13 protein-coding genes are annotated in these 12,718 nt (G+C 73.8%); 11 read left to right on the forward strand and 2 right to left on the reverse strand.

Features of this window, described 5'->3' with window-relative positions; translation table 11 throughout:
- The 10 genes from proB to ACFE86_RS16885 all read left to right on the forward strand — a co-directional run.
- The coding region (gene proB, locus ACFE86_RS16840) for a glutamate 5-kinase (RefSeq protein ID WP_375456480.1) at positions 1 to 804 on the forward strand (804 nt) is incomplete at its 5' end.
- 132 nt (positions 805 to 936) lie between these two features.
- Positions 937 to 2,232, forward strand: coding sequence for a glutamate-5-semialdehyde dehydrogenase (locus ACFE86_RS16845; RefSeq protein ID WP_375456491.1), 1,296 nt, complete (start codon positions 937 to 939; stop codon positions 2,230 to 2,232).
- Between the two features lie 9 nt (positions 2,233 to 2,241).
- Positions 2,242 to 2,859, forward strand: coding sequence for a nicotinate-nucleotide adenylyltransferase (locus ACFE86_RS16850; protein WP_375456481.1), 618 nt, complete (start codon positions 2,242 to 2,244; stop codon positions 2,857 to 2,859).
- A 159-nt stretch (positions 2,860 to 3,018) separates the two neighbouring features.
- Entirely contained in the window at positions 3,019 to 3,339 is a 321-nt protein-coding gene (rsfS, locus tag ACFE86_RS16855; RefSeq protein ID WP_375456482.1) for a ribosome silencing factor, read from the forward strand.
- Between the two features lie 13 nt (positions 3,340 to 3,352).
- Positions 3,353 to 3,850, forward strand: a complete 498-nt coding sequence (rlmH, locus tag ACFE86_RS16860) for a 23S rRNA (pseudouridine(1915)-N(3))-methyltransferase RlmH (protein ID WP_375456483.1) — start codon at positions 3,353 to 3,355, stop codon at positions 3,848 to 3,850.
- A gap of 76 nt (positions 3,851 to 3,926) precedes the next feature.
- Positions 3,927 to 5,258 (forward strand): murein hydrolase activator EnvC family protein, encoded by a 1,332-nt coding sequence (locus ACFE86_RS16865; RefSeq protein WP_375456484.1) that lies wholly within the window; start codon positions 3,927 to 3,929, stop codon positions 5,256 to 5,258.
- Complete coding sequence (locus ACFE86_RS16870) at positions 5,258 to 6,580, forward strand: S41 family peptidase (protein WP_375456485.1); 1,323 nt, start codon at positions 5,258 to 5,260, stop codon at positions 6,578 to 6,580. Before ACFE86_RS16865 ends, ACFE86_RS16870 begins: the two co-directional genes overlap by 1 nt.
- A 206-nt stretch (positions 6,581 to 6,786) precedes the next feature.
- A complete protein-coding gene (locus ACFE86_RS16875; RefSeq protein WP_375456486.1) occupies positions 6,787 to 8,019 on the forward strand; it encodes a divergent polysaccharide deacetylase family protein in 1,233 nt (410 codons plus the stop codon).
- A gap of 250 nt (positions 8,020 to 8,269) precedes the next feature.
- A complete protein-coding gene (locus ACFE86_RS16880) occupies positions 8,270 to 8,818 on the forward strand; it encodes an RNA pyrophosphohydrolase (RefSeq protein ID WP_375456487.1) in 549 nt (182 codons plus the stop codon).
- Positions 8,819 to 8,845: 27 nt separating this feature from the next.
- Positions 8,846 to 9,472 (forward strand): DUF2939 domain-containing protein, encoded by a 627-nt coding sequence (locus tag ACFE86_RS16885; RefSeq protein ID WP_375456488.1) that lies wholly within the window; start codon positions 8,846 to 8,848, stop codon positions 9,470 to 9,472.
- A 53-nt stretch (positions 9,473 to 9,525) separates the two neighbouring features.
- On the opposite strand, the gene ACFE86_RS16890 is transcribed toward ACFE86_RS16885, so the two are convergent.
- Together ACFE86_RS16890 and ACFE86_RS16895 are read right to left on the reverse strand one after the other, a co-directional pair.
- On the reverse strand, positions 9,526 to 10,686 hold the full coding sequence (locus tag ACFE86_RS16890) for a GNAT family N-acetyltransferase (RefSeq protein ID WP_375456489.1): 1,161 nt from the start codon (positions 10,684 to 10,686) through the stop codon (positions 9,526 to 9,528).
- Positions 10,683 to 12,116: a lipopolysaccharide biosynthesis protein gene (locus tag ACFE86_RS16895; RefSeq protein ID WP_375456490.1), complete on the reverse strand. Its 1,434-nt coding sequence runs from the start codon at positions 12,114 to 12,116 to the stop codon at positions 10,683 to 10,685. The genes ACFE86_RS16890 and ACFE86_RS16895 overlap by 4 nt, the downstream gene beginning before the upstream one ends.
- A 430-nt stretch (positions 12,117 to 12,546) precedes the next feature.
- On the opposite strand from ACFE86_RS16895, the gene ACFE86_RS16900 reads away from it, so the two are divergent.
- A partial coding sequence (locus ACFE86_RS16900) for a DEAD/DEAH box helicase (RefSeq protein WP_375456492.1) occupies positions 12,547 to 12,718 on the forward strand: 172 nt, incomplete at its 3' end.

A 12,718-nucleotide genomic window follows, 5' to 3' on the forward strand; every position in this document is an offset into this window, starting at 1 on the left:
CAGATCCTGGTGACGCCGCAGGACACCGAGGAGCGCCGCCGCTACCTCAACGCGCGGGCGACCGTGCTCAAGCTCCTGGAGATGCGCGCGGTCCCGGTGGTCAACGAGAACGACACCGTGGCCACCTCCGAGATCCGCTACGGCGACAACGACCGGCTCGCCGCCCGCGTCGCCACGATGATCGGCGCCGACGTGCTGGTGCTGTTCTCCGACATCGACGGGCTCTACAGCGCGCCGCCGAACGCCGACCCGGCTGCGCGCCACCTCGCGGTGGTCGAGCGCATCACCCCGGAGATCGAGGCGATGGCCGGCGGGCCGGCTTCGGAGCTGTCGCGGGGCGGCATGCGCACCAAGGTCGAGGCCGCCAAGATCGCCGTGTCGGGCGGCACCCACATGATCATCGCCGACGGGCGCGGGAAGAACCCGCTGCGCGAGGTCGTCGCGGGCGGGCGCTGCACCTGGTTCCTGTCGGCCTCCACCCCTACGGCCGCGCGAAAAACCTGGATCGCCGGCTCGCTGGAGCCGCGCGGCACGCTGGTGGTCGACGACGGCGCGGCGCGCGCCCTCGAAGGCGGGGCGAGCCTGCTGCCGGTCGGCGTCTGCGGCGTCGAGGGCAGCTTCGGCCGGGGCGACGCCGTGCTGATCCGGGACCGCGCCGGCCGGGTGCTCGGCCGCGGCCTCGTCGGCTACGACAGCGCGGAGGCCGCGCTGATCCTCGGCCGCCCGAGCGCGCAGATCGCCGACCTGCTGACGTATCCGGGCCGGGCCTGGATGGTGCATCGCGACGACCTGGCGATGTTCTGAGGAACCCCGGCGGCGATCCCGGACCGGGTCCGACGTCCGGAGGCCGCGCTTGTTTCGCGGCTCGCGAAGAGGCAGATACGCACGAGGTCCGCGGGCGGCTCGGGAGAGGCCGCCGACCCTGGGGTGATGCCCGTGCCCGTCCTGACCCTGCGATCCGACGCTGACGCCGACGACCTCGCCGCGTGCATGGCCGCCATCGGCCGGCGCGCCCGCGCGGCCGGCCGCAAGCTCGCGCTGGCCTCGGCCGAGGCCAAGGACGTGGCGCTCCGCGCCGTCGCCGAGCGGCTGCGGGCGGAGCGCGCGGCGATCCTGCGCGAGAACGCGCGGGACGTGGCCGCCGCCGAGGCCGCGGGCCAGCCGCGGTCGCTGATCGACCGGCTCACCCTCGACGACGCCCGGCTCTCGGCCATCGCCGACGCGGTCGGGAAGGTCGGCGCGCTCGCCGATCCCGTGGGCCGGCAGGTCGCGGCCTTCGAGCGGCCCAACGGCCTGCTGATCGAGCGCATCGCCGTGCCGCTCGGCGTCGTCGGGGTGATCTTCGAGAGCCGGCCGAACGTCACGGCGGATGCCGGCGCGCTCTGCCTCAAGGCCGGCAACGCCGCGATCCTGCGCGCGGGCTCGGACAGCCACCGCAGCGCCGTGGCCATCGCCGAGGCGATGCGCGCCGGCCTCGCGGCCACCGGCCTGCCCGCGGACGCGATCCAGATCGTGCCGACGCGGGACCGGGCCGCCGTCGGCGCCATGCTCGCAGGGCTGAACGGCTGCATCGACGTGATCGTGCCCCGCGGCGGGCGCGGCTTGGTCGAGCGCGTCCACGCCGAGGCGCGGGTGCCGGTCTTCGCCCATCTCGACGGCATCTGCCACGTCTACGTCGCGGGCGGCGCCGACCTCGCCATGGCGCGGACGATCGTGCTCAACAGCAAGATGCGCCGCACCGGCATCTGCGGCGCCGCCGAGACGCTGCTCGTGGACCGCGCCTGCGCCGGGACCCACCTCGCGCCCCTCGTCGTGGCGCTGCTGGAATCCGGCTGCGCCGTGCGCGGCGATGCCACGGTGCAGGCGGCCGACCGCCGCGTGACGGCCGCGACCGAGGCCGACTGGCGCACCGAATACCTCGACGCGATCATCTCGGTCCGCGTGGTCGACGGCCTCGACGCCGCGATCGAGCATATCGAGACCTACGGCTCGCACCACACCGACGCGATCGTGACGGAGGATGCGGGCGAGGCCGCGCGCTTCCTCGCCGAGGTCGATTCGGCGATCGTGGCGCACAACGCCTCGACCCAGTTCGCCGACGGCGGCGAGTTCGGCTTCGGCGCCGAGATCGGCATCGCCACGGGCCGGATGCACGCCCGCGGCCCGGTGGGCGTCGAGCAGCTCACCACCTTCAAGTACCGCGTCCACGGCAGCGGCCAGACGCGGCCGTGACCGCCGGCCGTGCGTGAGGCCGTGCTGCCGCCCTCCGCGCCGGGGATGCGGATCGGGCTCTACGGCGGCTCGTTCCATCCGGCCCATGCCGGGCACCTGCATGTCAGCGTCACGGCGCTCCGGCGCCTCGGGCTCGACCGGGTGTGGTGGCTCGTCACCCCCGGAAACCCGCTGAAGCGCGGCCGCCCGATCGCGCCGCTGCGCGAGCGGTGCGTGCAGGCCGCCGCGGTCGCGAGGGCCGATCCGCGCATCGCGGTGACCGGATTCGAGGCCGCGATCGGCGCGCGCTTCACCCGCGACACTCTGCGCTGGCTGGTGCGGCGCCGGCCCCGCCTCCGCTTCGTCTGGATCATGGGCGCGGATTCGCTGGCCAGCTTCCACCGCTGGAAGGGCGCCGCCGAGATCATGGGCCTGATGCCGATCGCGGTGATCGACCGGCCCGGCCACACGCTGACCGCCCCGAACGCCCGCGCCGCGCTGCGGTTTTCCGCCGCCCGGATGCCGGAAGCCGCCGCCGCCGCACTGCCCGACAGGGCCCCACCCGCCTGGGTCTACCTGCACGGCCCACGCTCCGGCCTCTCCTCGACGCAGATCCGCGATGCGCGGGACGGCGCGGGAGAACCTTGAAATGCCGGCCGGAACCCGGCACTGTCGGAGGTTAAACGGACGCGCGCGCCGCCGCTGCCGACAATCCGAGGGATCAGGACGCTGTCCGAGACGCTCCACACGGGAACCGCGGGTTCCGACACCGCCGCCCTGGCCAGGGTCGACGACCTGAGGACGCTCGTGCTCGGGTGCCTCGACACGATGAAGGCCGAGGAGACCATCGCCATCGATTTGGCCGGCAAGACCTCGATCGCCGACACGATGATCATCGCGTCCGGCCGCTCGCAGCGCCATGTCGGCTCGATCGCCGACCACATCACGCAGGAGATGAAGGCCAGGTCCTTCGGCGCCGCCCGCGTCGAGGGCCTGCCGGCCTGCGACTGGGTGCTGATCGATGCCGGCGACATCCTCGTGCACATCTTCCGGCCCGAGGTGCGCGGCTTCTACAACCTCGAGAAGATGTGGGGCGCCGACCGGCCCACGGCCCTGCTCGCCGGCTGAACTTTTTCGCGCGTTGCGTCTCCTCGTCGCCGCGGTCGGGCGCCTCAAGAATGGTCCGGAGCGCGACCTGTCGGCGCGTTATCGCGAGCGCGCCGCCCAGCTCGGGCGCGGCCTTGGATGTCCCGCCTGCGACATCGCCGAACTCGCCGAGAGCCGGGCGCGGCGCGCCCCCGACCGCTGCGCCGAGGAGGCCGCCGGCCTGCTGGCGCAGGTGCCGGCCGGTGGCGTGCTCCTGGCCTACGACGAGCGCGGGCGCGCCGACCTGCCGAGCGCGCGCGTCGCCGAGCGCATCCGCGCCTGGCGCGATGCTGGCCGGCCGGCGCTCGTCGTCGCCATCGGCGGCGCCGACGGCCTCGACGGCGCGGTGCGGGCGCGGGCCGACCTCACCCTGTCCTTCGGCGCGGCGACGCTGCCGCACGGCCTCGTGCGCGTGCTGGCGCTGGAACAGCTCTACCGTGCCCTGACGATCCTTGCCGGCCACCCGTATCACCGCGGCGACGCGGATGCGTGAGGCGACCCCGCGCCTCGCGTGCGCCGCAATGCGGAGCGAGACTCGGGACGATCGACGGAGCCGCCGGACGGACGCCATGAGGCCGGTCATCGCACGTGTTCTTGCCGGCTCCGCGCTCGCCCTCGCCTGCCTGCCGCCGACGCTGCCGCGGGCGCAGGAGGCGACCGCCGAATCCGAGACGATCCGGCGCGCGCAGGACGAGCGCAACCGCCGCGCCGAGACCCTGAAGCGCGTCCAGGACGCGCTGGCCGCGAGCGTCGGCGCGCGGGCGCAGTTCGAGGCCGAGATCGCGAATATCGGCGGCGACCGGGCAAAGCTCGACGCGGCGCTCCTCGACGCCGGCCGCCAGTCCCAAGCGACTGAGGACCGGATGAGCCGCCTGGAGGAACGCCTGAGGACGCTGTCGGGAAGCGAGGCGGCAATCCGCCGCTCGCTCGAGGCCCGGCGCGGCGTCATCGCGGAGATCCTCGCCGCGCTCCAGCGCATGGGCCGGCGCCCGCCGCCGGCGGTGCTCGTCAACCCCGAGGACGTGTTGACGGCGATCCGCACCTCGATGCTGCTCGGCGCGGTCGTGCCCGAGATGCGCGGCGAGGTGGACACGCTCGCCGCCGACCTCGGCGAACTGGTGCGCCTGCGCGGGCTGATCGCCGCCGACCGGCAGGGCCTGCAGAACGACCTCGCCGGCTGGGCGCGCGAGCAGCAGCGCCTGGCCGCCCTGGTCGCCGCGCGGAAAATCCGGCAGGCCGAGGCCGAGGGCGGGCTGGCCGCCGAGCGCACCCGCGCAACGGACCTCGGCAACCAGGCCAGGAGCCTGAAGGAGCTGGTCGAGCGCATGGAGGTCGAGGTCGCCTCCGCCAGGCGCTCGGCCGACGAGGCGAAGGCGGCCGAGCAGCGCGAGGCGCGGGCGACGCAGGAGCGGTTCGCGGCCGCCGGCATCCGCGACCCCGCCAAGCTCGCGCCGAAGGTGAAATTCGCCGACGCGCGCGGCGACGTGCCCCGCCCGGTCAGCGGCCGGCTGCTGCGCGGCTTCGGCCAGCCCGACGACAACGGCGGGATGACGCGCGGCATTTCGCTTGGCACCCGGGCCAGCGCCGTCGTGTCATCCCCTGCCGACGGGTGGGTGCAGTTCGCCGGCCCGTTCCGCTCCTACGGACGACTCTTGATCATCAACGCCGGCGATGGCTACTATCTGCTGTTGGCGGGGATGGACCGGATCTCGGTGGAGGTCGGTCAGTTCGTTCTCGCGGGCGAACCGGTGGGCAACATGGGCGAGGGACGTGCGGCCGAGCCGGCGACGAACGGCGACGGCGGCGATCCGATCCTGTACGTCGAGTTCAAGAAGGACGGCGGCTCCATCGATCCGGAGCCTTGGTGGGCCAAGGGCCCCAGCGAGAAGGTCCGCGGATAATGCGCAAGACGTCCCTCATCATGCTCGGCGCGTTCCTGGGGGCAGGCACGTCGATGGTGGCCACCCAGACCGACTTCCTGTCGGGTCCGCGCGCGGTCGCGGCCTCGGCCGAGACCTACCGCCAGCTCAGCCTGTTCGGCGACGTGTTCGAGAAGGTCCGCACCGACTACGTCGAGAAGCCCGACGAGGCCAAGATGATCGAGGCGGCCGTCAACGGCATGCTCACCTCGCTCGATCCGCATTCGAGCTACATGGACGCGAAGGCGTTCCGCGACATGCAGACGACGACGCGGGGCGAGTTCGGGGGCCTCGGCATCGAGGTGACGATGGAGGAGGGCCTGATCAAGGTCGTCACCCCCATCGACGACACCCCGGCCTCGAAGGCGGGCCTGCTCACCAACGACATCATCACCCAGATCGACGACGACCAGGTCCAGGGCCTGACGCTCAATCAGGCGGTCGACAAGATGCGCGGCCCGGTGAACTCACCGGTCAGGCTCAAGATCAGCCGCAAGCAGGCCAAGGACCCGATCGACGTCACGCTCAACCGCGACGTGATCAAGATCAAGCCGGTGCGCTCCCGCGTCGAGGCTGCCGACATCGGTTACATCCGCCTGACGCAGTTCAACGAGCAGACCTACGACGGCCTGCGCACGGCGGTGGACAAGCTCTCGGGCGAGATCGGTGCGGACAAGCTCAAGGGCTACGTGCTCGACCTGCGCAACAACCCCGGCGGCCTGCTCGACCAGGCGGTGATGGTGTCGGATGCCTTCCTCGACCGCGGCGAGATCGTCTCGACGCGCGGCCGCAACCCCGACGAGACGCAGCGCTTCTCGGCGAAATCCGGCGACATCGCCAAGGGCAAGCCGGTGGTGGTGCTCGTCAACGGCGGAGCGGCCTCGGCCTCCGAGATCGTCGCCGGCGCGCTCCAGGACCACAAGCGCGCGACGATCCTCGGCACGCGATCTTTCGGCAAGGGTTCGGTGCAGTCGATCATCCCGCTCGGCGGCAGCGGCGCCCTGCGGCTGACCACGGCGCGGTACTACACGCCGTCGGGCCGCTCGATCCAGGCCAAGGGCATCGAGCCCGACGTCGAGGTGCTGCAGGAGGTGCCGGACGAGCTCAAGGGCAAGGACGAGACCAAGGGCGAGGCCGGCCTGAAGGGCCACCTCAAGCAGAAGGACGTGGAGGAGCGCGGCGGCTCCTCGGCCTACGTGCCCCCGGACCCGGCCAAGGACAAGCAACTCACCGCGGCCCTCGACTTCCTGCACGGCATCCAGAAGGGCGCCGCCAACACCCAGAAGCCGACCGTGCCGAACTGATCGGCTCGCGACATCCGCCCCGGTCTACGAAGCCCCGTCCGGCGAAAGCCGGGCGGGGTTTTCCCATGAGCGATCCGGCCCCGGCACGGATGGCGCCGCGCGCCGCCCGACATTACGGAAAAATTAACCGCGTCGGCCGGCAATGACGGCGGGGTTCCGCTTCGCCGAGACCGGCGATTCCCGGAACGCCCCGTTCCGAGTGGCCGGTGAGCGAGTCCTCCGACGATATCCTGACGCGCCCCCTCGGGGTCGACGTGCCGGAAGCCGGCGCCGGGGCGGGGCTCGCCCGGCTGCGCGCGCTCGGCAGCTCGCCGCGCGTCGTCGCCGGTGGGATGGCCGGCCTTGCGCTGGCGGGCCTCGGCTCGGTGCTGCTGCTCGGCGATCCCAAGGCGGGCGAGCCGCGCGTCAGCGTCGCCATCACCCAGCGCGAGGCGCTTCCCGCCGCCGCGCGCCCGCAGGCCGCCGAGCCCGTCGCGGCGGCCGAGCCGGAGCCGAAGCTCCAGAGCAGCGCCGCGGAGGTGGAGACGGCCTCGGGCGTCACCGTGGTCCGGGCCGGCGGGTCGGCCGCGCCCGCGGAGGCCGTGGTGATCCGCGTGCCGAGCCCCGACGCGGCCAAGCTCAGCCCCGCCCCCGATCCGCGCCTGACCGAGCGCGGCCGCCATGGCACCCTGCCCAAGATCGGCGAGGGCCGCATCCGCCCCCTCGACGTCTACGCCCGGCCCGAGGAGCCCGGCACCGGCCCGCGCATCGCGATCCTGCTCACCGGCCTCGGCGTCGGGCAGGCGGCGACCGCGAGCGCGATCGTCAAGCTGCCGCCCGCGATCAGCCTCGCCTTCTCCCCCTACGGCACCGATGCCGAGCGCAGCGCCGCCCGCGCCCGCGCCTTCGGCCACGAGATCCTGCTCCAGGCGCCGATGGAGCCGTTCGACTATCCCGATAGCGATCCCGGGCCGCAAGGTCTGCTCACCGCCGCCAAGGGCCCCGAGAACGCCGACCGGCTCGCCTGGGCGATGAGCCGGTTTTCCGGCTACGTCGGCGTGGCCAACTTCATGGGCGCCAAGCTGATGGCCGATCCGGCAGCCTTCGAGCCGGTGCTGCGCGAGGTCGCCGCCCGCGGGCTCGGCTTCCTCGACGACGGCACCGCGGCCCGCGGCGCCTCCGCCGACCTCCTCGCAAGGACCAGGGTGCCCACGGCGCGCGCCGAGATCGTCCTCGACGCCGTCCCGCGCCCCGAGGCGATCGACCGCGAACTCGCGCGGCTCGAAGCGCAGGCCCGCGCCAACGGCTTCGCCCTCGCCTCGGCGAGCGCCCAGCCGATGAGCATCGAGCGGATCGCCCGCTGGAGCCGCGACCTCGACGCCCGCGGCATCCGCCTCGTGCCGGTGAGCGCGGCGCTCCGGAGCGCGAAGGCGGCGACGCGGGTCACGAAGGCGGACTGACCGCCACAGGGCAATCGGGTTCACCCGATTGCCCTGTGTTCTTTGGCTTAAGCCTCAAGCGCCGGCGGCCGCATCCGCGGCCTTGGCTATCGCTCCGCTCGATCCCTTGCAGGACTTGTCGTCCTGCAAAGCCCGCTCCGCGGGGCGCTCTTCGCGCCCGGAACGAGGACAATCGGGTTTCACCCGATTGTCCTGACCACCCCCGACGCGCGTTGCCGGGGTGCTCGCCCCTGCCCTATGGTCCCGCCCGATGAAGACCGAGACCGAATCGCGAGAGCCGGCCGAAGACCTGCCCTACCGTCCCTGCGTCGGGATCGCCCTGATCAACCGGGCCGGGCTGGTCTTCGTCGGCCGCCGCCGGGATGCGGGGCCCGAGCCCGTCGCCGGCACCCGCGCGTGGCAGATGCCGCAAGGGGGGATCGACGACGGCGAGGCGCCGCACGCCGCGGCCCTGCGCGAGCTTCACGAGGAGACCAACGTCGCGGCGGCGTCCGTCCGGCTGCTAGCCGAGGCACCGGACTGGCTGTCCTACGACCTGCCGCCCGCCGTGACGAAGCGGGCCTGGCAGGGCCGCTACCGCGGCCAGACGCAGCGATGGTTCGCCTTCGGCTTCCTCGGCTCGGACGCCGAGATCGACGTGGAGCGCCCCGGCGGCGGCGCGCACCGGCCCGAGTTCGACGCGTGGCGCTGGGCGCCGTTCTCGGAACTGCCCGGGCTGATCGTCCCGTTCAAGCGGCCGGTCTACGCGGGCGTGGTCGCGGCCTTCGCGCCGCTCGGCCGATGGTCGGCCGGCGCTTGAGCGCCTCCGGACGGCGATAGGCGCACCATGCGCTGGTTGGCGATCCCCCTCGTGGCGGTGTTCGGCTGGTTCGCCTTCACGCTGACGCCGCTGTGGTCGCTCTACGGCCTCGCCCGGGCGGTGACGGCGCGCGATGCCGGCTACGTCACGGGCCACGTCAACTTCCGGACGCTGCGCCTCTCCCTCGTCCGGCAGACCACCGCGGCCTTGCGCACGGCCGCGGAGACCGATCCCGACCTCGATCCGAAGGATCGCCAGCGGCTCAACGAGGCCGCCGTCGGCGTCGCGCTGGCGCTCGCCGAATCGATGGTGACGGCGGAGACGGTGCTCGACCTCCTCGACGACGGCTGGCCGCAGAGCCTCGACCTGGAGAGGCCGGCCGGCGTCCGGACCGCCGGCCTGAGCCTCGACCGCGTCGGCCGCCTGTTCCCGTTCTGGCTCGCCTCCGAGATGCGCGGCTTCCGCACCGCGGTGATCGCCGTGCCGCCCGACGCGCCGCGGGCGGAGCAACTGCGGGTGCGCCTGCGCCTGCGCGGCTGGACCTGGCGCGTCGTCGACATCGAGGTCGCCGAGGCGTTGCGCGCGCAGATGGCCCAGCGCCTCGGGCGGACCCTGGCGCGGGCGCGCGAGCGGACGCCCGCGGCGCAGCCGTGAGGGGACCCGCGCCCTGTCCGGCGCGCCCTGTCCGGATTGCGTGGAGCGATGCGTCAAATCATCCGGGTTCGTCGCCGGCCCGCCCGCCAACCGGCGTAGCCCTCGCGGGCGCGCTCCAGGGCGCAGGCGACGGGGAAGAGCGGGTCGGGGCCGGCCTCGATCAGCAGGTGCGCGATCGCCCGCCGCCCGGTCCAGAACATCTCGGCGAGGCGGTAATCGGGGCCGGCGCAGGAATCGATTTTTTGGAGGTCGTCCGCGCCGAGCACGGATTCGGTGAGGCGGTGGACGAGCTGGACGCCCGGCGCGCCCGCGGCCTCCGCCTCGTCGTAGGAGATCTTCAGCACGAACGCCGTGTCGCCGACCCGCGGCAGGATCGCGGCGGCGAGCGTCCGCCCGTCCCGGCGCAGGCGCACGATGCGCAGGCGCCCGCGCGCGCCGAAGGCTGCGACCATCCCGCGCAGGAAGGCGGCCTCCGCCGGGCGCTGGCCCAACGCCGTGCCGGCCCGGCCCTTCCATCCGGCGGTCTCCAGGGCGACGTAGTCGTCGAGCGCCGCCATCAGCGCCTCCGACTCGGTCACGCTCTCCACGACGACCGCGCCGCCGGCCTCCAGGCGCTCGCGCCCGAGCCGGACCTTGCGCCGGCGCTTGGCGCCCATGTGGGCGAGGTAGCGCGCGCGGGCCTCCGGCGTCAGCCCGTCGAGGTCGAGGAGGCCGCGGGCGTGCGGCCAGTACGCGGCGCGCCGCCGCCGCGATGCCAGGAGGCTGGCGAAGGGACCGTCGGCGGGTGCGTTCATCAGCAGCAGCCGCTGCGGCAGCCCGAGCGCCCGCGGCGCGGCGAGCAGCCCGTCGAGGGCGCGTTCCGGTTCGGCAGCGGCGAGCAGGGGCACGCCGAGGGGGCAGAAGCCGTGCGTCCAGCCGACGAGCACGGCGAGCGGCACGCCCCAGCGGGTGCGCGAGGCCCGGAACGGCCACAGGGCGAGCAGGCGCGCGCCCGCCTCGTCCGGCGGCCGGTCGGCGACGACCATGAGCCGCACCCCGTCGCCGAAGGCTCCCGCCGCGGGCAGCGCGTAGTCCGCCTCGTAGAATGGGTTGGGAACGAGCGCCGCTGCCCCGAGCGCGCGCCACGCCGCGACGGGGGCCGAGCCCGGATCGAGCGGGCGCAGGGCGGCGAACAGGCCGCCGGGCAGCGCCGCCGTCGGGCCGGGCGCGCTCACCCGGCGACCGGCCCGAACCGGCGGCGCAGGGCCCCGGCGATGCCGACGGCGTCGTAGCGCCAGACGGCGGCGAGGAAGCCCGCGACCAGCACGGCGAACCGGAGCGCCCGGGCTGCCCCGCCCTCCCCCCCCGGCAGCCATCCGATCATCGCGGGCAGCAGGCCGGCGGCGAGCGCGATGCCGGCGATGCCGGCGAAGTCGGCCAGCGGCAGCGGCATCGCCGGCAGGCCGGACCCGCGCCGGTTCGCGCCGAGGATGAACACGAGGCAGGCCGCCGCCTGCCCCGCCGCGAAGGCGATCGCCGCGCCGGCGACCCCGAGATGCGGGATCAGCGCCAGCGAGAGCACGCAGACCGTCGCCAGCGTCGCCGTCGAGGCGACCGCCTCGAGACGGCTCGAATGCGTGAAGTAGATGATCTGCCCGAAATAATAGGCCCGGAACATCATCAGGATGCTGGCCAGGATCAGCACCGGGGCGAGCGCCCGCGCCTGGTCGCGATAGTCCGGCCCGAGCAGGACCGACACGACGAGGCCGTCGAAGTTGAGGAAGAACGCCGCGCCGAAGGCCGCCACCAGCGCCATCGCCCGGGCGGCGTCGGCGAGCACCGCATGAGCCGCCGCCATGCCGCCGTCGCGGGCCTCGCGCTTGGCGATCGAGATCAGGGACAGGGCCAGCGCCTCGCCGAACACGACGAAGCTCTGCTTGAGGAAGTCGGCGATCGCCCCGTAGGCGCCGAGATCTTCCGGCCCCACGGTCTTCACGATGATGAGGCGATCGACCACCTGGGCGAGTGCGGCGATGCCGAAGGACAGCACCAGCGGCCAGCCGTAGGCGAGGAGGCGCATCGCCTCCGCCCGGTTGCCGCGCCCCGGCATCAGCGGGACCACCGTCGCCGCCGCCGGGATCGACGCGAGGCCGTAGGCGGTCGCCACCGCGAGTGCCAGGTGGACGGCGTCGCCCGAGACCATCAGGACCGCGCTGCCGAGGCCGAGGATCAGCACCCCGCGCAGGACCACCGACAGCGCGACCGGGACGGCCTTGAGCCGTGTGCGCGCGATCTCGGTGGCGCCCTCGAACAGGGTGGTGCCGAAGGCCAGCGCCACGATCGCCGCCGCGATCCGCGGCGGGACGAGGTGGAGCGCCACCGCGAGCCCGCTGCCGAGCGCCGCGAGCGCCAGGGTGCAGAGCAGGATGCGCACCACGGTGCCCACCTGCGCGCCCTCGCTCGCCTCGTCGTAGAGGGCGAAGAACGCGAATTTCGGCCATTGGCAGGTGGCGCCGTAGAGCACCAGCGCCCAGGACAGGATGTAGAGATAGGTGCCGTAGCTCTCCGGCGGCGCCAGCCGCGTGAAAACCGCCACCGACCCGAGGTTGATCGCCGCGGCGAGCCCGCGCGAGCCGAGATAGATCGTGGTGTGGCGCGCGATCATCCGCGGCCGCCGGGTGGGCGCACGGAGCCGCGCTCCCGAAACGGGGCGAAGCCGGTCCGCTTCGGGACGGTGTGCGCGGGGATGCGGCATGGCATCCTCCGACGCTGCACTGCCCGTGCCGCGCGGTCCATCCCGCAATGCAGCATCGGATGGGACCACGTTGACTTCGCACCCGCGAAAGCGCATAGCGCAGGTGCAGCGTCAGCGGCCGACAGACGGGTCCGCTTGAGAGGGCTGCGTGACGGATACGCGGGACGGCGCTTTGCGCCTCTCCGAATGTCCGGGCCCCTCTCTTCATAACGTGCATGCACCCGGGCCGCCCCATCACGCGGGCAGCCTCCTGCTCTACGGATCGCAATCCCCATCCCAAGCGGCGCCGCTCGACAGAGCCCCGGCCCGCGCGCGATCCTGCTGCCTTGGAAGTCCCCCCTTGACCCAGTTCACCGATTTCGGCCTCGCCCAGCCCGTGCTGAAGGCGCTCGAAGAGGCCGGCTACCACACCCCCACCCCGATCCAGGCGCAGGCGATCCGCCCCGCGATGGAGGGCCGCGACCTCTGCGGCATCGCCCAGACCGGCACCGGCAAGACCGCGGCCTTCGCGC

This window comes from uncultured Methylobacterium sp. (assembly GCF_964244095.1).
Classification (GTDB): Bacteria; Pseudomonadota; Alphaproteobacteria; order Rhizobiales; family Beijerinckiaceae; genus Methylobacterium.